Raw genomic sequence first — 26,449 nt, forward strand, 5'->3', positions numbered from 1 at the left:
TCGTAGCGGCGGCGTGTCATCATAGCTCCTAATTCGGAAGCCTTGAATCACGCCGAACGCAATACGCCAAGAGAATTTATGAGTTTACGGCCTAGCCTAGACTAGCTTGCCACTTTGCAAATTTCGTCGACTATAGTTCTAATATCGGGAATTATATTCTTGATATTGCTGATTGCTTTCCTTCCACTTACCACCGCACACGAAAACCCACCGTTCCCTTATAGGCGTAGCTGTCACTGAGGTTGGCTAGGCTGGTATTGATCGAGGCCTCGCCGTAGAGCGAGTATCTGTCGCTGTCCCAGTTGTAGCTAGCCCCCAGACCGATACCACCCCAGAAGCGGTCATTCCGGCTCGCAAAGCTCATATCGGAAACCTCGACTTTGGTGCCGTCCAGAAACTCGTAGTAAAGATTGGCGATGCCGTAGACATAGGATCGGTCGATCATACCTTTGTCATTCTGCCATGCGTTCTGGCGGTCGATGCTTACGCCAATTCGCCCTTGCAGACTATTGCCTTGGTCAAGACCCACTCGCGCTTCAAAGGTGTCGTGGAAACTGTCGAAATCGACATTCGAATAGACGAGTTGCGCCTGCGGGGTCACTGATAATTGCTGGTCCAGCACTAGATGCTGACCGCCTTCAAGGGAAAGCGCGTAGCCGAAACCGTTGTTGCCGTTGGTCAGCCCCAGGTTGGCGAGTGTGGAGTTCAGATCGCTGTCATACCAAGTTCCCTGTGCCTGGCCATCGACATACACGCCATTTTCGCCGTACCAAGTCAGCGTGCCGCCAATACCATAGCCGTCCGTCGATATTTCGCCATCGCCGTAGATGGAGTCCGTCTTGGCCTTGCCATGAAGGTAGTGCGCCGTCAGTGCGCCGATCAGCCTGCCATTGTCATTCTCGATGAAAAGCCCGTCGAGCCCGGCCTGAAAGCGAAAGCTGTTGATGTCATAATCCGCGCCGGAGGTGGAAAAGCGCGGGGAAAACCTGCTATGCGCGCCTTCGACGCGGCCCCAAATCCCGCTGTCCTCGATGAAAATGTTGCGTTCCTGCGGCGCGCCCTCCCGCGGAGGAACGACATTGCCTGCGTGACTCCAGTAACGATTGCCGACGCGCTGCTCGAGGGTCGGAAGACCGTTCAATCCAAGAAGCAATTGCGGATAGGCCTCGTAAACGGGAACGCCGGCTTGGTAGAGCGGTATCTCCTGCTCTATGTCCGGATCGGACGGGTTTAATACCGAGCGGAGATACCAGTCGCCATCGTTGGGCGTCGAAGCACCGCCTTTATAGAGTCTATAGGCATAAGCTCCCCCGACGACGGCGGGTTGCCCCTCAAATTCGTAGTCGCCAAGAAGAGCAAACGTGCCATCCGAAAAGCCGTCCACACTGATTATCTTGATGCCGTCACTGGTGAGAGCGCCTCCACCGTTGACGTTGACGACGTCCACCAGCGTACGGCCGGCCGTATTGCCAGTGACCAACAGCATGTCGGTCGGCGAGCTGTCGTCGCCCAGCGTTGTGTTGAGACGAAGCTCGCCGTCCAAGCCCGTATAGTTGCCGAGAATGGTCAGGCGGTCGCCAACTGAACTGCTTGCAGCAGCCAGATCGATCATACCGGAATTGTCCACATCGACTGCTGCCCCGGACACACTCGGTGCAATCGAATAACTTCCTCCACTCGCGGTCAGCGTACTGGTATGGTCGATCGTCAGTGTGCCGGTTTGAGTGGCCAAATCGCCTAGCGTCAGGTCTCCGCCCATGGTTAGTTGCGTGCTCGCCCGCAGATCAATACTTTCCCAGTTGACGAAGCGTTCGGGCTCCGAGGTCTGCACGTTGGTGAGCGTCAGCGTATCGGTGCCGAGTCCACCATCGGTTAGCGTCGTGGGCTGCAATATGGCCGGTTGCAAATTCTCCAGATTGGCGACGTCGTTGCCGTCATTCAAACGGATTGCACCGGCAATCGTGCCGCCGCCGCTCCAGTTCAGCGTATCAACGCCGGCGCCGGTTACGACATCGCCGGTAATCGCGCCGCCCGTCACTTCGATGAGGTTGGTCCCACCAGGAAGATTGATCGCCGTGCCGTTGCCGCCCAAGATGACGCCCGCATTGCGAACGGTGAAATTGCTGCCGGAACCTTGAATGCCGGTGGCCAGGGTGCTGGTGATAACTCCGGTCTCGGTATTCGTCACCTGCGTGCCGCCGAGCATGAAGATGCCATTGCCGCCGTCGCCGGACGCGGAAATCAGACCAGAATTAACGACGGTCTCGTTGACGCCAGCCAAAATGCCGTAGGCGTTCAATCCGCTGACTGAAACCGTGCCGGTGTTGGTGACAACCCCGAAGCCACCTAGGGAGCGGATACCGTGCGCCGTCTGTCCGGAGGTCTCCACCGTACCGTTGTTGGTGATCGTTCCGAAGAACTGCTTCGATAGCCCGAAACCATTCAGCGAAGTCGTGATAACTGCACCGTCGTTGACAATGGTTGCAGAGTCATTGAGTAGAATGCCGCTGCCAGGCGCGGTAATCACCGATCCCGTGCCATTCGTTACGTTGATATTACTCTGGCCGGTGGTCGCGACAACGCCGAAAGGGAATGGATTGGGCGCATTCGCGTCACAGCTAACCGTCTCACCAGCGGTCGGCTGACCATCCGCTGCGGTGGAACCGGTAATTGATATTCCGCGAGTAACGTTGAAACACGCCGCTTCGGCAAGGTCCGGAAAAATTGCTCCCACTATGGCGGCAAGTCCCAACAACGCGACTGGCAGCGAAACTAAACTTGGTCCCCTTCGCTCACCGATGCCATTCACGCAGCTATTAGGGGTATGCCACTGTTTCTGACCAGCCATTCCTGCGACTCCGACGAGACATGCAATCGAGGTACCTGTGCGGCGGAGTTGCGAACTCTTCGTGACGACTGCCGCAGTGATTAGTTTCAAGGAACTCGGTTATGTTTCCGTTCGAATAGGACTGCCAAATTGCCGCAGCAGTACGACCGCCTAGCAGCGCGTTAGGTGATTCTAAATCAGCGTTCTCTATTTCCAAGATTGTTTCGGACAGCTCAACTGTCAAGCGAGTTCACAGTCGAAATTACTAACGGCGAACGAACATTCCAGGACTGCGTCCGGCGCAGCACAGTTCCACCTTCGATGAGATCGCCAGCAGGCCCGATCCCCGTGGGCGGAACCAGTGCCGGACGAATGTCGCGGGCGGTCTGGACGGCGGAACCCCGGGAGGAAGAAGACTCCCGGACGATGTTCGGGACCCCTCTTGTCTGCGTCTGCTCCTCGTGCGTCCCTTGAATTTGCGCTTTCAGATAGTAAGGTGCGAGGCGTCCCGTAGCGGAGGCTAGGAATGCTTCGATTCTCGCCTTGCGTGCCGATGCGCTTGTTCGGCCTCGTGTTTTGCCTGTCGTCGATTGCCTTTTCCTCGAGCAGGGCTGCCGACTTCGATGCTGAGCGTATGGAGCCGGAGAGGGAATGGGCGGTCATCGTCAGCCCATATGCCTGGGCCGCCTCGCTGAATGGCAGTGGATCGCTCGCCGGCTTCGACACGGATGTGGACGTGCCATTCTCCGAGATTTTCGATCACCTCGATTTCGTCCTGATGGGAAATGTCGAGGTTACGAACGGAAAATGGGGCGTCTATTTCGATGGGCAGCACGTTCAGACAAGTCAGGATGAAGAGGCTTTCGCGCACGAGATCGGGCTTGATATCAAGACCACGACACTCTCTGCAGGCGCATTCTTCAAGGCCTACGAGATTGATCTGGGTGGGCAGACAGTCTTTGGAAAACCTCGAACGATCGCCTTCGAGCCAACCGCCGGGGTTCGTTGGACTGAGCTGAAGGCAGATGTTTCCGCTTTCGGCACCAGTACCACGAAGAGCGCCGACTGGACCGATCCATTTATCGGCCTTCGGATGAATGCGGATCTCACCGAGCGCTGGAATCTGTTTGCCGAGGCTGACATCGGCGGTTTCGATGTCGGATCGAAGGTCAGTGTCAATGCGCAGGCCTATCTCGGCTACCGGATGGAGATGTTCGGCAAGCCGACGATCCTGAGGGCTGGCTATCGTTTGCTGTATCAGGACTACGAAAACGACGATTTCACCGGCGTGAACAAATTTCGCTGGGATGTCAGCCAACACGGTCCTGTCGTCGGTTTCTCGATGCGCTTCTAGTTCAGTTCAACACAACGGATGGAGTAGCGGATGATCTTCGGCACCAACCCTCTGGCTCGTTCACTTGTTGCGCTCGCCGTCGGATCGATGTTGGTCCTTGGGCAGACAGCGGCTGAGGCATGCACGCGCCTGGTCTATCTCGGCCCGGATGGAAACATCATCACTGCCCGGTCGATGGACTGGAAGAGCGATGTCGCCACGAACCTTTGGGTGCTGCCGCGTGGCATTGACCGTAATGGCGAGGCTGGTCCGAACTCCATCAAGTGGACAGCGAAATACGGCAGCGTGGTTGCCACCGGATACGACGTATCCACGACCGATGGCGTCAACGAGGCGGGCCTCAATGTCAATCTGCTGTGGCTCGTGGAGTCCGAGTATCCGAAGTTCGACAAGGACAGCAAGCCGGGCCTGACGATCGCGGCGTGGGGGCAATATGTGCTCGACAACTTTGCGTCCGTGGACGAGGCGGTGGCAGCGCTTGAAAAGGAGCCCTTCACCGTTGTCACCGACAACGTCCCGGGCGAGAACCGCCTGACGACGCTGCACCTTTCGATGTCCGACAAGACTGGCGACAGTGCGATCGTGGAGTACATCAACGGTAGGCAAGTCATCCACCATGACCGAAAATATCAGGTGATGACGAACTCGCCGGTCTTTGACGAGCAACTCGCCCTGAATTCCTATTGGAAGCAGATCGGCGGGACGGTCATGCTGCCGGGCACAAACCGCGCCTCCGACCGGTTCGCGCGTGCGTCCTTCTACGTGAATGCCATTCCTAAGGACGAAGATCCGAACAGGGCCTTGGCGAGCGTCTTCAGCGTCATTCGAAACGCTTCCGTGCCTTACGGCTTGAACACGCCGGAAGAGCCGAACATCTCCTCGACACGCTGGCGGACGGTCGTAGATCACAAGCGTATGCTCTACTTCTTCGAGTCAGCGCTGACGCCCAATACGTTTTGGGTCGATCTCAAGGCAATCGACTTCTCCAAGGACAGCGGTAAGGTGATGAAGCTCGATCTGGGCGAGAACCAGGATCACACCTACGCCGGAGACGCGACGAAGGACTTCAAGGAGTCCGCGCCGTTCAAGTTCCTCGGACTTTAGATGTGGCAAGACTGGGCACGCCGGTCGTTATCGGCGTCAGAAGCATGAGAGGGAACGCATGAACCGAACGATTGGTTCGGACCCAGTGTCAACCCGGAGGACCAAAGACTTTGGAATTTACATTAGCGACCTAATCCCGCCCGCCGGCGGAGCGATGTCGCTCTCACCCCGTATGGCGTCATTCCTCATTTGCGGAAAGCCAAAAAGTTGCCTGCACGCGTGAACCAAAACGCTGCCGTGACAGGCAGGGAGGAGATCGGATTGGCGCTCACATAAAGGTCGAGCGTTGTTAACGTCCGGGTTTAGCTTGTTGAAAGTTAAAGGGAACGTTATTCCTAGAGATCGTCCGGCCAGCTCTGCAACGGGATCGTTCGCTATTGGGCATGGCGAGCGACAAACTAGATCCGGCGTGAGGAAGCCAGGGCATTGCCATTTAAAATCAATGGTTAGGTCGCGTGGGCACAAGCATCAGATTAACGTGTGGGCAAATAAGGGCCACACCGATCGAATTTTGGCTGGAACGCGGTGCGGTCCGTTGGGTTAGGGGCGATCCAGAATCGAGCCAGAAAATGAATATAAAGAGCGATAAATCGAAAGGTTATGTACGGGCCGAGCCGGTCAGACAATTCGGAGCGCTTTGCCTACGTACTATGTCAGATGGGCCCGAGGTCCTTCTCATTACCACAAGAGAGACTAAGCGTTGGATGATACCAAAGGGTTGGCCCATCCGCGGGCTGAGGCCTCATAAGGTCGCAGAGCGTGAGGCCTGGGAGGAGGCCGGTGTCATTGGAAAGGTAAGCAGAAAGCTCTTCGGACGGTTTCGATATTCCAAAATTCTTTGTAACGGTCTTGAGGTTGAGCCGGTCGTGGATGTTTACCTTCTGAAGGTCCGCCGCCGGAAGAAGCAATTTCCGGAGATGACCGAGCGAAACGTAGCGTGGATGAAGCCTAAGGAGGCGGCGCGGCGCGTTAAGAATCCAGAGTTGAAGAAGATACTCCTAGGGGTGGGGTCTTGATTCTGACGTCTTTCGCAGCTGTTTCGCAAATCCAAGCGCAGCGACTGGGTCATAAGCCATTTTCAACAGATGCAGCCATGGGTTTCAGGGGGTCTACGCCGCGACGCCGATCGATCCATCGCATAACTGGCGTGACGGTGATTCCGTGTACCACGATCGACATCAGGATAATAAGGAAGACAGTTGCCCACACCGTCTCGATGCCCTCGAATCTTGCAATACCCGACGCATAGGCCAGATAATATATGGATCCCAGTCCGCGGATACCGAACACGGAAATGATAATCTTCTCGGCTTGGGGATGTCGGCATCCAAGCAGGCTTATCCACCCAGCCAAAGGTCGAGCAATTGCGAGAACCAGCACGGCGACGAGGACAACCCACCGGTCGACCAGAAGGAACAACGTGCCTTCTGCCAGTGCCGCGCCAAAGAATACGAGGAGGAGCATCATCAGTAGGCGTTCGATCTGCTCTCCGAAATCGTGCAATTCCGAATGATAGTCGCTGTGCCGTTCAACAGCGCGAAGCGTGAGCGCGGTGACAAATACCGCAACGAAGCCGTAGCCATGAATGAGTTCGGTTGCGCCATAAGATATGAAAGTGAAACCTAGCGCGGCAAGCCCGTCTCCTGTCTTTGCGATCCGTCGCGACACCGGCAGCCTGAACGTGAAATAGCCTAGGATGCGACCGATCGCCCAGCCGACCGCGAGGCCCGCGACAAGTCTCCACAAGACATCAATCGCCAGCCATCGTCCGATCCACTCGAAATTGGATCCGGGGTTGGTCGCGAGTGCGATCGCCGCCATTACGAATGGAAAGCTAAGTCCATCGTTCAGGCCGGCCTCTGACGTCAAAGCGAAGCGAATCTCATCTTTCTGGCCGGTCTGTGGCGGTCCGACCTGCACGTCCGAAGCAAGAACCGGATCTGTCGGTGCGAGGGCAGCTCCCAGGAGGAGGGCCGAAGCTGGCTTCAACCCGAGAATATACCACCCGAGAACGGCAATAGCCGCAATTGAAAGAGGCATACCAATCCCGAGGAGCCGCCACGTTATGATCCAGCGCTTCCAGCCGATTGGCCGGTCGAGTTTCAGGCCGGCGCCCATCAGGGCGACGATGACCACCACCTCTGTCATATGCTCAGTGAGGCGAAGGTTTGCCAGCGGATTTGTCCGGGGAAGCATCGTAAGGTGCAACCACGCCAACGAAATGCCGATGATGATACAGCAAATGGGAAGGGAGAGTGGCATCCGCCGAAGGACGAGTGGCAGCCACGTCGTTAGGAGCACGACGCCTCCAAAAATAAAAATGGTCACGGCATAACTGTTCAACGACGCTGTGATCTTTTCCTGAGTGTCAACGAACTGCCCATCTAACGCGCAGCTATGTGGCCGCGTTCCGCGTCCATCGACCGGCACGACGCGCACCCGCCTATATGAACCTCGTCATCGTAATGCATGCCGCTGGCGAGCGGCAGGGGGCGTTCCCGGCGGTGCCTGTCCGGTTTACGGAGTACAAAAGTCGGACACTATTTCTAACCCTAGGCTTCAATGGATCTGCGTTGGGTCGGCCTCGCCAATCGCCTCACCGTTGCTTTCAATTCGACAGCGGCCGAACTTGACAAGGCTTCACGAATTGCCTCGCTTATCGAACTTGAAACAAAGTCGGCGTTGAGTTCTTCGGCTGCCACCTTTGGATACTGATCGCCATCGGCAGCCGGCAGTAGCACACCGACGCGGAGGCCGGGTTTGACGCGTTTTAACCGGCGAACCACTTGACGGGCATGGGATTTAGAGCGGCCGTTCAGAAAGGCCACGACGGCCGTGTCGGCGGATTCGATCGCCGAAAGGGCGGGCACTCCTCCGGGAGACGCGCCATCTGGCTCGGTGACGACGCCAGCTCCCTGGACAGCAAGGACCTGAGCGAGCATCGAAGCCGCGACCCGATCAAGTGCGCTGCGCCCGCCGACACATGCTACAGTTCTGCCTCGCCCGTCGGGAAGCTCCTTTATCTCGTCCGTCGGCGTGTGCTCGGACTCCTCATCACTTTCTTCGTCGTCGGCGATCTCTGCGAGATTTTCCACGAGAGTAAGGGCGGTGGAGGCGACGAGTGCAATCTGCCGCTCTGTCATTACACCACGCTGTCGGTCGGCTTCGCCAAGTATTAGGGCCGGCAACGCAACCGCCTCATAGTAGTCCACTAAATACTCCTCCATGAGAAACTCCTCAGCATTGTCGGTTGCCTCGTTCGGGTCACCGGCTAGAAGGCGTTGATAGAGCTTCTCGTGGGCTCTTAAGACCGGTTGGTTCCCAAGGAGAACGTCCAGAAAATCAAATTGCGGCACGTAGCGTCCGAGAACCATCAAGCAGACGGTGAGGGGAGTGGACAGCATCAGTCCTACTGGGCCCCAGAGCCACGACCAGAAGATGGCCGATACGATGATCGCTAGCGAAGACAAGCCGGTGTGACTACCATAGAGCCACGGCTCAACAATGTTATTGCTCGTCAATTCGGTTACGATGAAAAGTCCTGCCACCCACGCGACCAGCGACCATCCTGGTGCAATGGCCAGTGCCAGGAACAGCGGAAGGATCATGCCGATCAATGGGCCGATGTAAGGCACGAACCGGAGGACGAGTGTTAGTAAACCCCATAGGATCGCATTGGGGATACCCAGCAGCCACAGGCCGATCGTGATCGGAATGGCGTAAAGGGTATTCACAACCAATTGCATGAGGAGATATTTACCGACGCGCTTACCCGCCTCCTGAAGCGCTGCAGTGGTCTTGTGTAGATCACCCAAACCGACGAGCCTAATGAACCTGTCCCGAAGATCCTCTCGCTCCAGCAGCATGAAGATTACCAGGACGACGACGAGTCCGGCGGTGGCGAATGGGCCTATGAGCGGTATGATCAGGTTGCCCAACGTCTCGATAGGATTTGAGCGCGCTATAATCTCCACCGGCAGCGGCTGTCGCTGGTCGATTGCCGGGACGGGGGCTTCCTTCTGACTTTCCGCTGCATTAAACTTCAACTCCTCGCCGACGCGTTCAACCGCCCTCTGGACCTTTTGAAGCACACTATTGTCGGATCCTGTGTGGGCGAGGGCGTCTACCTTCGCCACAATGTTGCGTTGGTAGGTGGGAATGTTTTGCGCGAGGTTGGCAACCTGCGTGGCAACGACGAAACTGAAAACGGCGATGGACACGAAGGCGAAGGCGACAGCTAGCAGCACTGCAGCTATTTTGGGAATGCGCCGCGATCGAAAGAAACTCACGATCGGAGCGAGCATGAAGGTGAGCAAAAGTGCAAGTGCGAGGGGAACGAAGATCTCCTGGCCGACACGCAGGATGACAGCTACGCCAATGAGAATGAGAACGGTGCGGGCAGAGATGGTGGATGTTATCCCATTCTCCTCCGAGGGCGGCCTTGCTCCGTCGGCCTTTTCAACGCTTCCGACGATCACTTAAGCCTCCGTGGTTCGATGCGATCATGTCATCATCGATTGAAGATAACGCTGCTTCGAAGTTTATCGAGCGGCACTTGCTCGAAGAGAGGATGGGAACGGCTTGGCCCGGACAGCCGACAAGGGCTACCCATACTGGCCTCTTCGTCTCATGAGGTTCTTTCGTCCTTCGGCAGACCTACGTCTTGTCGGATATCCACCGTCGCCCATCTTTCACGGTTCACAACCATGGAGGAAGTGGTGCCTGACTGGTTTGACAATATCGGCGTTCAAGGCGACTTGCTGCGAAACCTTACCGCGTTGTTGGCTGCCTATATCCTTGCGCTACCGATTGCATGGGATCGGGAACGGAACGAGCGTAGTGCCGGCCTGCGTACCTTCCCGCTTGTCGCCATCGCAGCCTGTGGATTCATTCAGGCGGCCGAAACCGTGACCAAAGAAAATGCGGAAGCGACAGCCCGTATCATTGAAGGGATCATCAATGGGGTCGGATTTATCGGTGGTGGCGCGATACTGGTCGGAAAAGCTAGTATTCGCGGCACGGCAACGGCCGCAAGCCTATGGGCAACCGGTGCGATCGGTGCAGCAGTGGGATTGGGCGCCTACGAGACTGCCATCGTTCTCTCAATCGCGACTTTTGCGACCCTGCGGGTAATGGCGAACTTCAAGGTTGAGGCCCAAGTGAACGAAGTTAGCCCCAAGAGCCTGTCCGAGGATTTTCAGGCAAAGGAATAGTTTCCAAAGCGATGCTCCGCAGCTCGGCGGTGGTACGATAGGTGTCATGACGGCAAGCTCCATGAGTCTCAATTCGTAGGATCGAACCCAGTTCTGCGTTTCGTTTTCGAGGGATGCCATGAAGAGCGTCTCGAATGACGCTGGGATGCTGCTGTCCCGCGCGAGGTCACGCTTTCAACGATCTACACACCGATGGCGGCTATCAAATGCGATGGCCGCGCAATTCAGATCCCAACAGGCGAGGGACTTCGCATGCCTGCTCGATCTCGATCCCGATGTCGTTCGATGGAGAGCTGCGCCGCCGCCGCCGCGTGACGGGGACGACGAATACCAGCTCGACTCCTAGTGCTGACCGTCGCGGGCGGATCCTTCCTGATCGACGTCGGCCAGGAGGAGCCATCGCCGCCGGTCTGGCTATCCAGCGCGATCGAATCCATGGGGCCCCGTGGCGATGATCGAATTCGCCGACAGCTTTCGACTCCGGAATGCGCAGGATCTTCTCCGATACGGCCTCTACCGAGCGCCGCTCGGTGACACGATTCGCCTCGTGGCCGGCCTCGAGGAGATGGGATCGTTGACAGTCGCCGAGTGCATGTCGGGTGAGGGAAGGGCGACCTATGCCGACGGTGGCCTCGCTTGTCCTCCGAGGATTCTTGGAGATCGATCTGGATGAAGCCCTGATCAGCCCGGAAACGCGGGTGCGCCGGATACGGGATGACGTGACGCGCCATCGGGCGCCAGCCGACATCTTCTTCAATCCGGAATCACACAATGAAAAATATTTCTCGCGACGGGCACGATTTCTCGCTGCCCGAATTCCTCGCATACGCGTCCATCAGCGGCGCCATCCGACCGTTGAAGCGTGCCACTCGCTACGCCATCGGACTAATCGTTCCCGACTGGGATCGCAGGGTCACCTACATGCGGGCAGCGCTCGTGGTGATCGACCGGGAACTTGATTTCCGCTTCCGGGATCAGGTCAAGGCGTTCGATCACGAAAAGGCGGAATCCTCAACCGACTCCGTGTTGGACATGCTGCAGAACACGAAGACGATCATCCTCTTCAAGTCGGCAGAAGCGTCCCATCGGATCTCCGGCACGCTCTCGATGCAATCGTCCACGTTCCGTCTCCCGACAGTCGCCTGATGCGCGGCGTGGTTCGGTGGGCATACGGTATCGGTGTCACCGATCTGCAAGCGAAGGCGCTCGCGAGATCCAACTGGAAACGCCTGAAGCTTGCGATGACACGAGGCCGGCCGATCTCGCGCGCCTTCGCAATCATTGAAAAGATGGCGCGGGAGGAACCCTCGGCATCAAAGCAGACCAAGGATCCCGAAGCGCTCTCGCAGGTGCGCCTCGAAGACATGGAGGGGCTACGGCGAAGCGAAGGAGTGGGGGCTCGATCTTGCGCGAGAGCTCGCCGACTGGCGCGCGGGGACGATCTCCTGGGAAGACGTCGACAAGGGAATGCTGCTGTCGGGTCCGCCAGGGACGGGCAAGACAATGTTCGCCCGCGCGCTCGCCGCCTCATGCCATGTCAAGCTGATCGCCACTTCGTACGCCAAGCGGCAGGCGAAGGGATATCTCAACGACTTCCTGAAGGCCATGCAGAAGAGCTTCAAGGCAAGGATGCTGCGCCAGCGATCCTGTTCATCGACGAGGTCGACGCTTTCGGATCTAGGGATGGCGCTCAGGGTAGCAATGCGTCCTACGACATCAAGGCGATCAATGGCCTCCTAGAGTAACTCGACAGCATCGACGGCAGGGAGGGTGTTATCGTCGTCGCTGCCTGCAATCATCCCAAGATGGTCGATGCTGCGATCCTGCGGGCAGGATGGCTTGACCGTCACGTCGAGATCTCGCTTCCAGAACAGAGCGCGCGTGAGGCCATCTTCAGGATGCATCTGCACGACAGCCTTGGCGCCGAGGACTATTGAGACTTTGCGGCGGCGACTTCTGGCCTGTCCGGTGCCGAGAGGGGCGATGGGCTACCATCGTCGCTACCGGGACCCGTGCTGAGCTGCAGTGCGGACGGGTTGGCGAGTTCGCTCACAGTTCCTCGGGGGGCGGAGATGCCATAAGACCGTCCGAAGCAAGCAAAGTGCGCGATATCTTTATTCCGAACCTCCATATCGACACCGTCAAGGTCCAAAGCCGGAACTTCCACTAAAGCTGCTGGCGAAGGGGAGGGCGTTTTCCTTGAGCACTCAGGAACTGGGCTGATCGGACCGTCGCGTGACGAAATGTTGAGGAGCCATCGGGACCGTCGACCACCGTCACCATTTCAGATTCCGCAATAAAATCGAAACAACTGGCGCAATTGTGAGCGCCCTACGCTTGCGGCACTATCCGCCCGTCAGACGAACTCAGCGTCGCCTGATGCCTCAACGAAGAAGCCGCAGGTAGCCGAGAATGACGCAGACCTTTTCTTCCATGACGCGCAGGAGCGCACTCCTTTCCGCCGGTGCCGCCGTCGCAGCCATGGCGATTTCACCGTCTCTCAATCTTGCAGCCGAGGCTGCATCAGCATCCAGCTCAACCGAAGGAACCAAGACAATGGCATATTTAACCACCAAGGACGGCGCCGAAATATTCTACAAGGACTGGGGTCCGAAGGACGCGCAGCCGATCGTCTTCCACCACGGCTGGCCGCTGTCGTCGGACGACTGGGATGCCCAGATGCTGTTCTTCCTGTCGAAGGGTTATCGCGTCGTTGCGCACGATCGCCGTGGTCACGGACGTTCCGCTCAGGTTTCCGAGGGCCATGATATGGATCACTACGCCGCGGATGCCTTCGCCGTGGTCGAAGCGCTCGACCTTAAGAATGCCGTCCACATCGGTCACTCCACCGGCGGCGGTGAAGTCGCTCGCTACGTCGCCAAGCACGGCCAGCCAGCCGGCCGCGTCGCCAAGGCGGTTCTCGTTTCCGCCGTACCTCCACTGATGCTCAAGACTGAAGCGAATCCTGAAGGTCTGCCGATGGAAGTCTTCGACGGTTTCCGCTCGGCGCTTGCCGCCAACCGCGCGCAGTTCTTCCGTGATGTTCCGGCTGGTCCCTTCTACGGTTTCAATCGGGATGGCGCGACAGTCCAGGAAGGCGTGATCCAGAATTGGTGGCGCCAGGGCATGATGGGCGGCGCGAAGGCGCATTACGACGGCATCAAGGCGTTCTCTGAAACTGACCAGACGGAAGATCTGAAGGCAATCACGGTTCCAGCCCTCGTCCTGCATGGCGAAGACGACCAGATCGTGCCGATCGCAGACTCCGCACTGAAGTCTTCCAAGCTCCTGAAGAATGGCACGCTCAAGACCTATCCCGGCTTCTCGCACGGCATGCTGACCGTCAACGCCGATGTCCTGAATGCCGATCTCCTGGCCTTCGTGAAGGCCTGATCGGTCCGGCGGCGGGTGCGGCGTCCCACGCATCCGTCGCCTCCATGAACCGCGAGTGCCCACTCGGCGCGCCATCATTCGATCAAAGGAATCTACGATGACGAACAGCAACCCGTCCAAGAAAGTAGAGAACCATGGCGTCGCCTGGGAGCGCGCCTTCGGATACGTTCAAGCCGTGCAGGTCAAGGACACGATCTATGTCTCGGGCCAGTTGAGCCACGATGGCAACGGCAATCTTGTCGCTCCGGCGGAACTCGATGAGGATAAGCGGCCTGCGGACTTCTCGCAGATGGAGAGCCAGATCCGCCAGACCTACATCAACGCAAAGACTCTGCTCGCCAGATATGGTGCGACCCTCGACGATGTCATTGAAGAGACACTGTACGTGCTTGATGTTCCTAGCGCGTTTGCGGCTGGATCCAAGGTCCGCAAGGAAATGTACGGTACGGATGTACCTCAGTGCGCCAGCAACCTAATCGGGGTTTCGGCGCTGGCTTTCCCCGAACAGATCGTCGAAATCACTTTCCGGGCAATCATCAACCGTTCCGCTGATTGATCGGGCGGCAGCTACTCCATGAAGCGCCGGAGACGATGGGCCTCCGGCGGCAAACCCGTTGAAACGGTTCACACGATGCCAAAAACACCGGCCGCCAAGGCGCCCGCACCTGCTACCATGGAACTCACCCCCGACCTCGTCGCCACGACCATCAGAATTGTCGAAGACGAGGGACCGGAACCCAATTGGAACCCGATCTCGCCCGAGCAGCTCGACGACCTCGTCAGCAGGGTTGAGGAAGAGGCTGATGACGAGGAGATATGGGTGTTCGCGTACGGATCCTTGATGTGGAATCCGGGTTTCGAGGTGGCCGCCAGCGAAGAGGCGGTCGCTTACGGCTGGCACCGTGCGTTCTCGTTGAGGATTGAGCGGCTCAGGGCCACCTCCGACGCGCCCGGTCTCATGCTCGCGCTTCGGCCAGGAGGAAGCTGTTCGGGTCTTGTCCTCAAGCTTCCGTGCACTACCAAGAGGGAGAATCTGCGTACTCTTCTGGCGCGAGAGATTCGGTATGCCGAAGTGTGCGATATGGTGCGTTGGGTTGCGGTCAAGACACCGACGGGTGTGCGGCGCGCGCTCACGTTCTGGGCGAGCGGCAGGCAATCTCCGCTCACGGAGAAGATCCCGCTCGAAGAGGCGGCAGGGTTGATCGCCCAGGCATGTGGACCTGCCGGATCTTGCGCGGAGTACCTGCATCGGACGGTTTCAGATCTGGCGGATCGCAAAATCTATGATCGAAACCTGTGGCAGCTACAGCAAATAGTCGCAGCTAGGCTTAGAGCATTCCAACAGCATGATCGAAGCTGAAAGGCGTGTGCCAGATCATGGTGACGGGCATGTGCGTGCGTCAGTCCAACATGACCATCTTTGCCGCGACCTGATCCTCGAAGAACTTGGAGAATGACGCAATCCTTGGCGGGAGGGCTTGGTAGGGCGGGTAGAACAGCGTCAGCCACAGGTTCGGCGGCGCCCATCCCTTGAAGACGTGGACAAGGCGACCGCTACTGATGTGATCGGCGATGTTGAATCCTGGAAGCAGCGCGACACCCGCGCCGTCGGCGGCCATGTCCGCCAGAACCTCTCCGCTGTTGGCGCTGAAGGCTCGACCTGCCGAAATCGTGATGCTTGACCCGCCGTCGGACAGCACCCAGTTCTCACGCCGGCTTTCGCCGCTGTACGCGAGGCAGTCATCGGGCTTCAGTTCGTTTGGGTGCTGCATGTCGGCGAATCTGCTTCCGGGAGCGGCGACCAGGATGCGCGTCACCACCCGGATCTTCCTCCAGATCGTGAACTTGTCCGAAGGCTGCGACGAGATGCGGATCGCCAGATCGTAGTCGTCGTCGACGATGTTCACCAATCCATCGGACAGCGAGATCTCGAAGCTCATCTTCGGATAGCGCTCCTTGAATCCTGAAAGGATCGGCGGGAGCACGGTCTTGCCGAACCACGTTGGCGCACTGATCCGAAGCCGTCCCTCATCGGCCTTGTGCGCGTTCATCATCTCGCACCGCGCGTCTTCGAGCGTCTTCACCGCGGGCTGGATCTGCGCGGCAAAGATCGCGCCATCGGTCGTCAAAGAAACCTGCCTCGTGGTGCGCACAAAGAGCTGTACGCCGAGTTCTGCCTCGAGCGCGGCGATGGCACGCGTTACGGCTGCGGGTGTCATGTCCAGTTCGCGGGCTACCTGCGCGAAGTTCCGCTTCTCGGCGGCAAGGAGGAAAGTTCGAAGGGCTTTGTAGTCGTTCATATCATTGTTTCAAATTTAGCAATTCAATCACAATGAATATTGCAATTCCGCGCTGTGATCAACGGGTGTACATTCATATCAACACTTGAACACCAGCGCTGATTGAAAGGCACAGACATGATCCAGGACATCAGGGGACTTCACCACGTGACTTCGATGGCATCGGACGCGCGGCAGAACAATCGCTTCTTCACCGACACGCTGGGCCTGCGGCGCGTCAAGCAGACTGTCAACTTCGACGATCCGAGCGTCTACCACCTGTACTACGGTGACGAGAATGGTTCCGCAGGCACGGTGATGACCTACTTCCCATTCCCGAACATGATGCTTGGTCGTGCGGGCGTGGGTGAGGTCGGTGAGACGCAGTTCTCGGTTCCAAAGGGCTCGCTGAAGTTCTGGCAGGATCGCTTCGCGGCTCAAGGTGTCGACGGTCTGGAAACGGATACTGTCTTCGGTGCCAACCGTCTTCGCTTCATGGGCCCGGATGGCGACGGTCTTGCGCTAATCGAGACCGCCGACGACAACCGCTCGCCATGGCGGGCGGGTGGAATTCCCGACGATGCGGCCATCCGCGGTTTCGCCGGCGCTCGCTTCAGCCTGCACGATACGGCTGCGACGGAAGAGCTGCTCGGCTTCATGGGGTACCAGCGCGCCGAAAAGGACGGCGACGTGACTCGCTTCATCATTCCAAACGGAAACGGAGCGGACACGATTGATCTTGCATCCCTGCCGAAAACGCCCTTTGCGCGTCAGGGGGCGGGATCAGTTCACCACATTGCGTTTGCCGTCGACAACCGCGAGAAGCAGCTCGATGTGCGCAAAGCGCTGATGGACACGGGCTATCAAGTCACACCCGTCATCGACCGCGACTACTTCTGGGCCATCTACTTCCGCACGCCGGGCGGTATCCTGTTCGAGGTCGCCACCAACGAGCCTGGGTTCAACCGTGACGAGGACACCGCGCATCTCGGAGAAGTTCTCAAGCTCCCGAGCCGATACGAGGACTACCGGGATCAGATCCAGGCCAACCTCGTGCCGCTGGCAGCCTGACGCGCTCTTTCGTGCCATGAGGACCTCGAGCGCCGCCAACCACTGTGATTGCGGCGCGTTCAGTGCGTCCTGCTCGAACGGCCATAGCAATGGGCGATGTGGGCGTTCAGGGCAAGTGCGATATGTGCGACGAGCGACTGGTCCACCTCATACTCGCCAATCAGGGGAAGTAGTGCCGCGCCGATGTCCCGCACGGTCGGATCGTCGATGCCACGACAGACAGTCAGATCGTCGACAGGGGAGTCACCCGTCTGCTCCGCAAGCTCGGCCAGATGCTTGCGTGGGAGATGGATCACGAGTGCTTCGAAATGTCCGCGGACGGCGATCGCAGCGCCATTTTCCAGGTTGACGAGACAGATGGATCCTTCGGGATAGATCCTAAGCGGAGATGGCGGTCGGTCCTGCCAGATGTCCGAATGCTCGACATCGGTTAGATAGAGCACGATGAGAAACGCCTCGTCGGCCGGGATTACGACTGCAGGATCATGCTCGGCGTAGTCGCGAACGACGTGGGCCATCGTCATCTCGGTATCGCGGAAAGGTCTCGTCACGAGAGTGCGAGCATTGCCTGCCTGGAACCATTCGCCTATCTTGTCGGCGACCGCCGATGCTTCACTCACAATGAACTCGTATGAAAAGGGCCTGAAAGTCGGATGGATGTTCCGGGCCGCTGGTTAGCAATTTTCCGTTCAATCCACCGTTGTGGCGCGCCCGGTCACATTAGGATAGAGAAGTACCTCGATCTTTCCGGGAGGTGATGGGGAAAGAAACAGCTTAGGCGAACTGGAAGGTAGCGTGTTTGCTGAGGAAATCCACCACTCCCTTGGAAAATCCCGGCAACGAATCGACCGACAGCTTCGGCTGCCCGTTCGACAAGCTCTACAGGAACCAAACAATTCGCGGCGCGGGTCTCACCGTCTTGCGCAAGGGGTCACGTGACGCCTTCCTGCAGCAGGTCTCCACGCCCGCCAGCGACCGTGGATTTGCCGTCGGTGTCTCGACGCTTCCAGGCCATACCCGCCGCATTTTCCATGAGCACCACGCGACAACGCATGTCTTCGACCACGACTCTGTCTACATCCGCAGCCTGGGAGAGGACTACAAGGCCGATCTCGCAGCTCCCTTCGATTTCCTTCTCCTCGAGATTTCTCCCGACTCGCTTGCCCTGATCGCCGATGAAGCCGATCTCCCGACAGTATCGGCGCTGAACACTATCACTGCCCATCCGGATCCCGTTCTCGCCAACCTGGCACGCGCTCTGATACCTGCGCTCGAAAACCCGGAAAAGGCCAGCAGGCTGTTTGTCGATCAACTGACGGCAGCCATTGGAACACACGTCATCCAGCAATACGGCGAGCGTGCCGTCTCAAGCGGATCGAGATCGCGCAAACTCTCCCGCGCCCAGGAGAATGTCGCCAAGGCGCTCATCCTCGACAATCTTCACGGCAACGTCTCGATCGCGGAGCTCGCGGAAGCTTGCAGTCTTTCCCGCGGTTACTTCATCCACGCATTCCGCGAAACGACGGGCGTGACACCCTATCAATGGCTGCTGCGCGAGAGGATTACCCGGGCACGGACGCTGTTGCTTGAGACGGACGCCTCTCTCTCCGAAGTGGCGATTTCCTGCGGCTTCTCGGATCAGAGCCACTTTACTCGCGTGTTCGCGAATGTCGTTGGCACGACGCCCGGTATCTGGCGGCGAACCGCGTGACGCGCATGGAAGCGCTTGGCGCACGCCAAGATTTGCCTGTCTTTTGTTCTACGCATCTGACTATCTGACAAGACCTTCCTCCAATGTCGCGCGAAAATCCGTTGCATCGGGTGAGCGGCGGGCGCTTCCCGTGACCAAACGGGGAAGTGGACCTAGTGGGAATTGTTGCGAAATCCGTAATTCATTCACAATCAATATTGCAATTCCGTGCGGTTATCCGATGCGTTAGGTTTCTGTTCAGCAGCCAATGACAACGAGTGAGCGGAGCCACACCGATCCGCAAACACTTCAAGGATTGCAGAACGAGCGCCGTGCGCTCCGATCGACGCTGCTGCCCATTTCTGACACCGCAACAGGCGGTACAGCAACCGAAGAGGAATTGACCCATGTCGAAGCTCGAAGTCCTGACCCCCGCGAACACCCAGCTCATCTTCATCGACCAGCAGCCGCAGATGGCGTTCGGCGTCCAGTCGATTGATCGCCAGGTACTGAAGAACAATGTCGTCGGCCTCGCCAAGGCCGCCAAGATTTTCAACGTCCCCACCACGATCACCACGGTCGAGACGCAATCCTTCTCGGGCAACACCTTTCCGGAACTACTTGCCGTCTACCCGGAGAACGACATTCTCGAGCGCACCTCGATGAACTCCTGGGACGACCAGAACGTCCGTGACGCGCTGGCGAAGAACGCCGCCGAGGGCCGCAAGAAGATCGTCGTCTCCGGTCTGTGGACGGAAGTGTGCAACACAACCTTCGCACTCTCGGCCCTGCATGATGTTCCAGATTATGAGATCTACATGGTCGCGGATGCTTCCGGCGGCACGTCCTCCGACGCGCACAAATACGCGATGGACCGGATGGTTCAGGCAGGCGTGATCCCGGTCACTTGGCAGCAGGTCCTGCTCGAGTGGCAGCGCGACTGGGCTCGCAGGGAAACCTACGATGCTGTCACCACCCTCGTGAAGGAGCATTCCGGCGCATACGGCATGGGCATCGACTACGCCTACACGATGGTTCACGGCGCAGAGGAACGTGTCAAGCACGGCAAGCGCATCGGCCCGAACCCCGCCAAGTAAGGGCCTGATCAGGCCGCTCCGATAACCCCGTCGGAGCGGCCTTTCTCTAACCGTGGAGGGCATCCCGTGAAAATCTATCTTCTTTCTCTCGGTGCAGGTGTGCTTGTGGGCATCGTCTACAGCCTCCTGAACGTCCGTTCGCCGGCTCCGCCTGTCATTGCCTTGGTCGGACTTCTCGGCATTCTGGTCGGCGAGCAGATCCTCCCGCTCGCGAAGTCGCTTTGGACAAAGGAGCCAGCAGCCGTTTCATGGCTCCATCAGATCAAGCCGCACGTGTTCGGCCACCTGCCTAAGGGCGGCGATCTTATCGACCTCGCCCATCAGGCGGAGGCGAAAGCGGAGGAGCGGAGCTGATGACGACGCGTCGATCCTTTCTTGGAGGCGCGTCGAGCCTGGCGTTCTCGAACCTCTTCTCCCCCGCGAAAGCCGCCGATCCAAACCAGACCGGAGTAGACACCATGCATCCCGACCTGATCCTCCACAACGGTCGCGTGACGACCCTCGACCGGACCAATCCGAACGCCACGGCGATCGCCATCAAGGACGGCCTGTTTCTCGAAGTCGGATCCGACAGCGAGATTATGGCGCTGGCTGGTGCCAGCACGAAGATCGTCGACCTCAGGGGCAAGCGCGTCCTGCCGGGTCTGATCGACAACCACACCCACGTCGTGCGCGGCGGCCTGAACTACAACATGGAACTGCGCTGGGATGGCGTTCGATCGCTCGCCGATGCGATGGACATGCTGAAGCGCCAGGTGGCGATCACGCCCGCGCCGCAATGGGTTCGCGTCGTCGGGGGGTTCACTGAACATCAGTTCGCCGAAAAGCGCCTGCCGACGATAGAGGAGATCAATGCGATCGCTCCCGATACCCCCGTCTTCCTGTTGCATCTCTACGACCGGGCACTCCTGAATGGCGCGGCCCTGCGCGCCGTCGGCTACACCCGCGATACGGCGAACCCACCCGGCGGCGAAATCACGCGCGATGCCAACGGAAACCCGACGGGCATGCTGCTCGCGAAGCCGAATGCGGGCATTCTGTACTCGACGCTCGCCAAGGGGCCGAAGCTTCCTCTGGACTACCAGGTCAACTCGACCCGTCACTTCATGCGCGAACTGAACCGCCTCGGCGTGACAGGCGTGATCGATGCGGGCGGGGGCTTCCAGAACTATCCGGACGACTACGCGGTCATCCAGAAGCTCTCCGATGAGAACCAGATGACGGTGCGTCTGGCCTACAACCTCTTCACCCAGAAGCCCAAGGAAGAGAAACAGGACTTCCTGAACTGGACGCGGTCGGTCAAATACAAGCAGGGCAACGACTACTTCCGTCACAACGGTGCCGGTGAGATGCTGGTCTTCTCGGCTGCCGACTTCGAGGATTTCCGCCAGCCCCGTCCAGAGATGGCTCCGGAAATGGAAGGCGAGCTGGAAGAGGTCGTCCACGTACTGGCGGAAAACCGCTGGCCCTGGCGTCTCCACGCCACCTATGACGAGACCATCTCCCGCGCCCTCGATGTGTTCGAGAAGGTCAACAGGGACATTCCGCTCGAAGGACTGAACTGGTTCTTCGACCATGCCGAAACCATCTCGGATCGCTCGATCGACCGCATCGCCGCACTCGGCGGCGGCATCGCCACTCAGCACCGCATGGCCTATCAGGGCGAATATTTCGTTGAGCGCTACGGCCATGGAGTGGCGGAAGCCACGCCGCCGATTAAGCGCATGCTCGACAAGGGTGTGAATGTCTCGGCAGGGACGGATGCCACCCGCGTCGCTTCGTACAATCCGTGGGTCTCGCTCTCCTGGATGGTGACCGGCAAGACAGTCGGCGGAATGCAGCTCTACCCGCGTGCAAACTGCCTCGATCGCGAGACCGCGCTGCGCATGTGGACCGAAAAGGTCACATGGTTCTCGAACGAAGAAGGTAAGAAGGGCCGTATCGAGAAGGGCCAGTTTGCCGACCTCGTGGTGCCGAACAAGGACTTCTTCTCCTGCTCCGAGGACGAGATTTCGTTCCTCACCTCGGAACTGACCATGGTCGGCGGCAAGATCGTCTATGGCGCGGGCGACTTTAAGACGCTCGACGAGAACGACATCCCGCCAGCGATGCCCGACTGGTCTCCCGTACGCAAGTTCGGCGGTTACGCGGCGTGGGGCGAACCTGAAGGCGCAGGCGCTCGCTCATTGCGCCGCACGGCGATCTCCACATGCGGATGTGCCAGCAATTGCGGCGTGCATGGCCATGACCATGTTGGAGCTTGGACATCCAAGCTTCCGATCGCCGACCTCAAGGGATTCTTCGGCGCGCTCGGCTGCTCCTGCTGGGCGGTCTAAACTCAGCTTTGCGCTCGGGCGGCCACGCCGCCGCCCGAGCGACCCATCGGATAATTTCAAAAACAGCAATTAAATCGAAACGATTGCTGCAATTGTTGGTAAGATGTTAACCAGCCAATATCGCTCCATCAAACGCAGCCGCTCGAACAGATCGGCGAACGCAGGAGCAGATATGACCCACCAATCCCCTATGTCGAATCCAGTCCGGAGCAGTCTGGCACGCATCGTCGCCTCTCCGGTCACGCGAACCGTGTCGCTGCTTGCGCTCTGCGCCGCCTACATCCAGGGTCCGCTCACCAAGATCTTCGATTTCAACGGCGCACTGGCCGAAATGGACCACTTCGGTCTCCACCCAGCCGCCTTCTTCGCAGTCGCCGTCATCGTGTTCGAACTGGCGGCTTCAGCCATGGTGGTCTCGGGCGTTCTGCGTTGGGCAGGCGCCCTGGCGCTGGCTGGCTTCACACTTCTCGCGACCTTCATCGCCCTCCGCTTCTGGGAAATGGCTCCCGGCATGGACCGTATGATGGCGACCAACGCGTTCTTTGAACATGTTGGCCTCGCTGGCGCATTCCTCTTCGTCGCCGCATTCGACCTCACAAAGGGAGCAGGCAAATGAGCGCGGCAAAAGCATCCGGCGGAACCTTCGCGCCACTCGCACAGCCTGTATTTGCGGTTCTCTGGATCGCCACCGTCCTTGGCAATACCGGAAGCTTCATGCGCGACGTCGCAAGCTCCTGGCTGATGACGGATCTTTCGGCATCGCCGGCCGCGGTCGCCATGGTCCAGGCGGCCGGAACCCTGCCGATCTTCCTGCTTGCCATTCCTGCGGGCGTTCTCACCGACATCCTCGATAGCCGCAAGTTCCTGATCGCCGTCCAGCTCCTGCTGGCATCCGTCAGCATCTCGCTCATGATCCTGTCCCAGACGGGCATGCTGTCGGTCAGCGCGCTGATCGGTCTGACCTTCCTCGGCGGGATCGGTGCGGCGCTCATGGGTCCGACCTGGCAGGCCATCGTTCCGGAACTGGTGAAGCGCGAGGATGTCAAGAGCGCCGTGGCGCTGAACTCGCTTGGCATCAACATTGCCCGCTCCATCGGGCCTGCCGCGGGCGGCCTGCTTCTCGCAGCCTTTGGAGCGGGGATCACCTACGGCGCCGATGTCGCAAGCTACGCCGTGGTGATCGCAGCTCTGGTCTGGTGGCCACGGGCGAAGAATGCAAACGACGCGCTGCAGGAGAACTTCTTCGGTGCCTTCCGGGCCGGGCTTCGCTACACCCGCTCGAGCAAACCGCTCCACGTCGTCCTCCTGCGCGCCTCGATCTTCTTCGCCTTCGCCAGCGCCGTGTGGGCGCTCCTTCCGCTCGTGGCCCGGCAGTTGCTGGGTGGTGATGCCAGCTTCTACGGCATCCTGCTCGGTGCAGTCGGTGCAGGCGCGATTGGTGGCGCTTTGGTCATGCCGAAGCTGCGCGAACGCCTGAGTTCCGACGGCCTGCTTCTCGGTGCCGCGCTGATCACCGCTGCGGTTATGGGTGTCCTGTCACTCGCCCCGCCGAAGATCGTTGCCATCATCGTTCTTCTGTTCCTCGGTGCGGCATGGATCACTGCTCTGACAACGCTCAACGGCGCGGCCCAGGCTGTTCTTCCGAACTGGGTGCGTGGTCGCGGCCTCGCCGTCTACCTCACCGTCTTCAATGGTGCGATGACTGCCGGGAGCCTTGGTTGGGGCGCGGTCGGCGAGGCTGTCGGCATCCAATCGACCCTGCTCATCGGAGCCGCCGGACTGCTTGTGGCCGGGTTCATCATGCACCGCGTGAAGCTTCCTGCAGGCGATGCCGACATGGTGCCGTCCAATCACTGGCCTGAGCCGCTTGTTGCGGAACCCGTTGCCCATGACCGTGGTCCGGTTCTGATCCTGATCGAGTACAAGGTCGAGAAGCAGCACCGCAGCGCATTCCTGCACGCCATCGATCATCTTTCCAACGAACGCCGCCGCGATGGTGCCTATGGCTGGGGTGTCACCGAGGACTCGGCTGACCCGGAAAAGATCGTCGAATGGTTCATGGTGGAATCCTGGGCTGAACATCTTCGCCAGCACAAGCGGGTCTCCAACGCCGACGCCGACCTGCAGGGCAAGGTGCTGGCCTACCATGTCGGTCCCGAGAAACCTGTTGTCCGTCACTTCCTGACGATCAATCGGCCTGGTGCCGCATGATGAAGACTTGGGCAGGGCGGCGGCTTCGGCCGCCCAGCCCATTATGCCGCCACGCGCAATGAACTCGAAACAATTGATGAAATTGTTGAAGCTGGCATCTGGCGTCAAAGCTGGAGCGACGTCGCGGCACCTAACAGAAATACAGGTCAAGAAATGAAGTTTCCCTCCCTTCCTACCCTTCGGGTGATAACATTCCCCTTCGGCTTCTCACTGGCAATTGTTCTTTTACCGCTCGATACTCGCTAGCACTTGCACGGCGCAGTTGGGGATCAAAGCCGCACGATGCTTTCGGAAATCAACCTGCAAGGTGACGTCGCCGACGCATGCGACGAGGCTGCGCCCCTCCAACAACAGGCGCCCGGCGATCTGCTCCGGAGACCAGCGTGCCTCCAACTGGCTGATGATCTCCGTGCGTAAATTCGGGTGCCGCCGCAGCTTTCTCAGCCGGTGTCCCCGGTCCTTAGAGATATCGTGAGCTACCGTGCTGTAGTAGCCGTCGTAGTCCGGCAGTTCACGATGGCGAAACGTGTTGCGCTTGATCTCGGGGTAAATCGTCGAACGATGGCGGCCAAGCTGACGGGCCATTTCGTTGACAGGCACTTTTGCCACCACCAGCTGATGTAGGCGTCGTTGGTCGGCGAGAGCAAGCTGCGTATAGGGGCCAGAATGGCGAAAATACTGAAGCTGGCGACAGCGTGAAGGCGTCTATCAGCGAGAGACAAGCGACTGGCAACGTCGCCGATCTGTGGCAGATTTTCTGTATATGGCCGGTGCGCTCTGCATTTGATGGGGTTGTCGAAGACGGCCTCAACGGCTTAGTCGGTTCTTTGGTGCGCAACGCCACCATTGAGACGGATATTCCGGAAAGCCCTCTGGAGATTCACAAGGAACTTGTTACGGCCTTTTGTTCGAAATACGCTTCGCGACACAAGGTCCGCAATCGGCCTCGGCCGGTTGCACCGCTGTTCACTTCCCACAATGTAGATGATCCATTTGATACAGCGTGCGTACAAATGTCTGATCATAAGGAGGAAGGATATGGTAATCAAGGCACTTATCACACTCGCAGCTATCGCTATTGTTGGGGTGAACATCGCTCACTCACAAGAAAAACCGACAGTGGTCCTAGTACACGGTGCCTTCGCGGATTCGTCAAGCTGGAGTAAGGTGATCGCGAAGCTGGAGCAAGATGGATATCCAGTTGCTGCTGCATCTAATCCGCTGAGGAGTGTCACAGGTGACGGTGCGTACGTTCGCAAGATCGTCGACTCTTTGCCGGGAGACGTCATTCTTGTCGGACATTCTTACGGGGGTTCTGTCATCAATGAAGTAGCTGCGGGCAATGCAAAGGTGAGGTCTCTTGTCTTTGTCGCTGCTTTCGCACCAGATATAGGCGCGACTGCTCTTCGTTAACTAATCGATTTCCTGGTAGCACGTTTTTGCCGCCCACTCTAGCCGCGCCTATCAAACTCGATGGTAAGACAAGCGATTTTTACATCAAGCAAGACGCTCAACAGTTTGCTGCCGATGTGCCAAAAGCCGGCGCTGCCGTTATGGCGCAGCGCAACGGCCTGTGACAGACGTCGCTGTGTCAGAGGCATCTACAGTTGCGAGCTGGAAAAATATTCCTTCCAGGTTCGTTTACGGAGACGCCGACAAGAACATTCCGGCCGAAGCGCATGCTTGGATGGCGAAGAGGGCCGGATCCAAAGAGGCCGTAGTCATAAAGGGCGGTTCGCATGTGATTATGATATCGCACCCAGACACGGTCGTAGAGATCATCGAAAAGTCCGAATAGCCGAACCGATTATTTCTAACCGGCGAGGGCGGGAAGTTCACACAAAAAGCGATTAGGCTTCCTCGCTGGGACAATG

22 protein-coding genes and 2 pseudogenes are annotated in these 26,449 nt (G+C 58.6%); 17 read left to right on the forward strand and 7 right to left on the reverse strand.

The genetic code is table 11. The annotated features are described in order from the left end of the window. Positions 1 to 187 precede the first annotated feature (187 nt). Positions 188 to 2,848 (reverse strand): autotransporter outer membrane beta-barrel domain-containing protein, encoded by a 2,661-nt coding sequence (locus tag FHT97_RS29385; RefSeq protein ID WP_183865044.1) that lies wholly within the window; start codon positions 2,846 to 2,848, stop codon positions 188 to 190. A gap of 505 nt (positions 2,849 to 3,353) precedes the next feature. Here FHT97_RS29385 and FHT97_RS29390 point away from each other — a divergent pair. From FHT97_RS29390 to FHT97_RS29400, 3 genes are all read left to right on the forward strand, one after another. Then, positions 3,354 to 4,181 carry a hypothetical protein gene (locus FHT97_RS29390; protein ID WP_246712844.1) on the forward strand — a complete coding sequence of 276 codons (828 nt, stop codon included), beginning with the start codon at positions 3,354 to 3,356 and terminating at the stop codon, positions 4,179 to 4,181. A gap of 30 nt (positions 4,182 to 4,211) precedes the next feature. Next, entirely contained in the window at positions 4,212 to 5,285 is a 1,074-nt protein-coding gene (locus FHT97_RS29395) for a linear amide C-N hydrolase (RefSeq protein WP_183865045.1), read from the forward strand. A 569-nt stretch (positions 5,286 to 5,854) separates the two neighbouring features. Beyond that, positions 5,855 to 6,301: an NUDIX hydrolase gene (locus FHT97_RS29400; protein WP_183865046.1), complete on the forward strand. Its 447-nt coding sequence runs from the start codon at positions 5,855 to 5,857 to the stop codon at positions 6,299 to 6,301. A gap of 49 nt (positions 6,302 to 6,350) precedes the next feature. Here FHT97_RS29400 and FHT97_RS29405 read toward each other — a convergent pair whose 3' ends face one another. Beyond that, positions 6,351 to 7,586 carry a cation:proton antiporter gene (locus FHT97_RS29405; RefSeq protein WP_348649660.1) on the reverse strand — a complete coding sequence of 412 codons (1,236 nt, stop codon included), beginning with the start codon at positions 7,584 to 7,586 and terminating at the stop codon, positions 6,351 to 6,353. Between the two features lie 251 nt (positions 7,587 to 7,837). Beyond that, a complete protein-coding gene (locus FHT97_RS29410; protein ID WP_348649662.1) occupies positions 7,838 to 9,691 on the reverse strand; it encodes an AI-2E family transporter in 1,854 nt (617 codons plus the stop codon). Positions 9,692 to 10,003: 312 nt separating this feature from the next. On the opposite strand from FHT97_RS29410, the gene FHT97_RS29415 reads away from it, so the two are divergent. The 3 genes from FHT97_RS29415 to FHT97_RS31290 all read left to right on the forward strand — a co-directional run bounded on the left by FHT97_RS29415 (position 10,004) and on the right by FHT97_RS31290 (position 12,243). Beyond that, positions 10,004 to 10,498 carry an MgtC/SapB family protein gene (locus tag FHT97_RS29415; RefSeq protein ID WP_259131787.1) on the forward strand — a complete coding sequence of 165 codons (495 nt, stop codon included), beginning with the start codon at positions 10,004 to 10,006 and terminating at the stop codon, positions 10,496 to 10,498. Positions 10,499 to 11,269: 771 nt separating this feature from the next. Beyond that, positions 11,270 to 11,644 (forward strand): hypothetical protein, encoded by a 375-nt coding sequence (locus FHT97_RS29420; RefSeq protein ID WP_183865050.1) that lies wholly within the window; start codon positions 11,270 to 11,272, stop codon positions 11,642 to 11,644. Positions 11,645 to 11,652: 8 nt separating this feature from the next. Continuing rightward, positions 11,653 to 12,243 carry an ATP-binding protein gene (locus FHT97_RS31290; protein ID WP_246712845.1) on the forward strand — a complete coding sequence of 197 codons (591 nt, stop codon included), beginning with the start codon at positions 11,653 to 11,655 and terminating at the stop codon, positions 12,241 to 12,243. Here FHT97_RS31290 and FHT97_RS29430 read toward each other — a convergent pair. After that, entirely contained in the window at positions 12,235 to 12,402 is a 168-nt protein-coding gene (locus FHT97_RS29430; protein WP_183865052.1) for a hypothetical protein, read from the reverse strand. The genes FHT97_RS31290 and FHT97_RS29430 overlap by 9 nt on opposite strands. A 652-nt stretch (positions 12,403 to 13,054) precedes the next feature. Here FHT97_RS29430 and FHT97_RS29435 point away from each other — a divergent pair. The 3 genes from FHT97_RS29435 to FHT97_RS29445 all read left to right on the forward strand — a co-directional run bounded on the left by FHT97_RS29435 (position 13,055) and on the right by FHT97_RS29445 (position 15,251). Beyond that, positions 13,055 to 13,891, forward strand: coding sequence for an alpha/beta hydrolase (locus FHT97_RS29435; RefSeq protein WP_183759115.1), 837 nt, complete (start codon positions 13,055 to 13,057; stop codon positions 13,889 to 13,891). A 97-nt stretch (positions 13,892 to 13,988) separates the two neighbouring features. Continuing rightward, positions 13,989 to 14,447: a Rid family hydrolase gene (locus tag FHT97_RS29440; protein ID WP_183759114.1), complete on the forward strand. Its 459-nt coding sequence runs from the start codon at positions 13,989 to 13,991 to the stop codon at positions 14,445 to 14,447. Positions 14,448 to 14,522: 75 nt separating this feature from the next. Continuing rightward, positions 14,523 to 15,251 (forward strand): gamma-glutamylcyclotransferase, encoded by a 729-nt coding sequence (locus FHT97_RS29445; protein WP_183865053.1) that lies wholly within the window; start codon positions 14,523 to 14,525, stop codon positions 15,249 to 15,251. Positions 15,252 to 15,291: 40 nt separating this feature from the next. Here the strand turns inward: FHT97_RS29445 and FHT97_RS29450 are convergent, their stop codons facing one another. Further along, positions 15,292 to 16,191: a LysR family transcriptional regulator gene (locus FHT97_RS29450; protein ID WP_183865054.1), complete on the reverse strand. Its 900-nt coding sequence runs from the start codon at positions 16,189 to 16,191 to the stop codon at positions 15,292 to 15,294. A 117-nt stretch (positions 16,192 to 16,308) separates the two neighbouring features. Here FHT97_RS29450 and FHT97_RS29455 point away from each other — a divergent pair, with 117 nt between their 5' ends. After that, complete coding sequence (locus FHT97_RS29455) at positions 16,309 to 17,241, forward strand: VOC family protein (protein WP_183865055.1); 933 nt, start codon at positions 16,309 to 16,311, stop codon at positions 17,239 to 17,241. A 59-nt stretch (positions 17,242 to 17,300) separates the two neighbouring features. On the opposite strand, the gene FHT97_RS29460 is transcribed toward FHT97_RS29455, so the two are convergent. Next, positions 17,301 to 17,861: a hypothetical protein gene (locus FHT97_RS29460; RefSeq protein WP_183865056.1), complete on the reverse strand. Its 561-nt coding sequence runs from the start codon at positions 17,859 to 17,861 to the stop codon at positions 17,301 to 17,303. A gap of 203 nt (positions 17,862 to 18,064) precedes the next feature. Here FHT97_RS29460 and FHT97_RS29465 point away from each other — a divergent pair, with 203 nt between their 5' ends. The 6 genes from FHT97_RS29465 to FHT97_RS29490 all read left to right on the forward strand — a co-directional run bounded on the left by FHT97_RS29465 (position 18,065) and on the right by FHT97_RS29490 (position 24,575). Beyond that, entirely contained in the window at positions 18,065 to 18,952 is an 888-nt protein-coding gene (locus FHT97_RS29465; protein ID WP_246712846.1) for a helix-turn-helix domain-containing protein, read from the forward strand. A 386-nt stretch (positions 18,953 to 19,338) separates the two neighbouring features. Next, positions 19,339 to 20,028, forward strand: coding sequence for a hydrolase (locus tag FHT97_RS29470; protein WP_183759109.1), 690 nt, complete (start codon positions 19,339 to 19,341; stop codon positions 20,026 to 20,028). 66 nt (positions 20,029 to 20,094) lie between these two features. Next, positions 20,095 to 20,382, forward strand: coding sequence for a XapX domain-containing protein (locus FHT97_RS29475; protein ID WP_183865057.1), 288 nt, complete (start codon positions 20,095 to 20,097; stop codon positions 20,380 to 20,382). Then, positions 20,382 to 22,364, forward strand: a complete 1,983-nt coding sequence (locus tag FHT97_RS29480; protein ID WP_183865058.1) for an amidohydrolase — start codon at positions 20,382 to 20,384, stop codon at positions 22,362 to 22,364. The genes FHT97_RS29475 and FHT97_RS29480 overlap by 1 nt, the downstream gene beginning before the upstream one ends. Before the next feature lie 172 nt (positions 22,365 to 22,536). After that, positions 22,537 to 22,980 (forward strand): DoxX family protein, encoded by a 444-nt coding sequence (locus FHT97_RS29485; RefSeq protein WP_183865059.1) that lies wholly within the window; start codon positions 22,537 to 22,539, stop codon positions 22,978 to 22,980. Continuing rightward, positions 22,977 to 24,575 carry an MFS transporter gene (locus FHT97_RS29490; protein ID WP_183865060.1) on the forward strand — a complete coding sequence of 533 codons (1,599 nt, stop codon included), beginning with the start codon at positions 22,977 to 22,979 and terminating at the stop codon, positions 24,573 to 24,575. The genes FHT97_RS29485 and FHT97_RS29490 overlap by 4 nt, the downstream gene beginning before the upstream one ends. A 339-nt stretch (positions 24,576 to 24,914) precedes the next feature. Here the strand turns inward: FHT97_RS29490 and FHT97_RS29495 are convergent. Beyond that, positions 24,915 to 25,226, reverse strand: a pseudogene (locus FHT97_RS29495) (helix-turn-helix domain-containing protein); the annotation flags it as partial. Positions 25,227 to 25,613: 387 nt separating this feature from the next. Between FHT97_RS29495 and FHT97_RS29500 the strand changes: the two are divergent. After that, positions 25,614 to 26,373 (forward strand): annotated as a pseudogene (locus FHT97_RS29500) (alpha/beta hydrolase). Positions 26,374 to 26,449 lie beyond the last annotated feature (76 nt).

Origin of the sequence: Rhizobium sp. BK399, assembly GCF_014194695.1 — a bacterium.
In the GTDB taxonomy this organism is placed as follows: Bacteria; Pseudomonadota; Alphaproteobacteria; order Rhizobiales; family Rhizobiaceae; genus Rhizobium.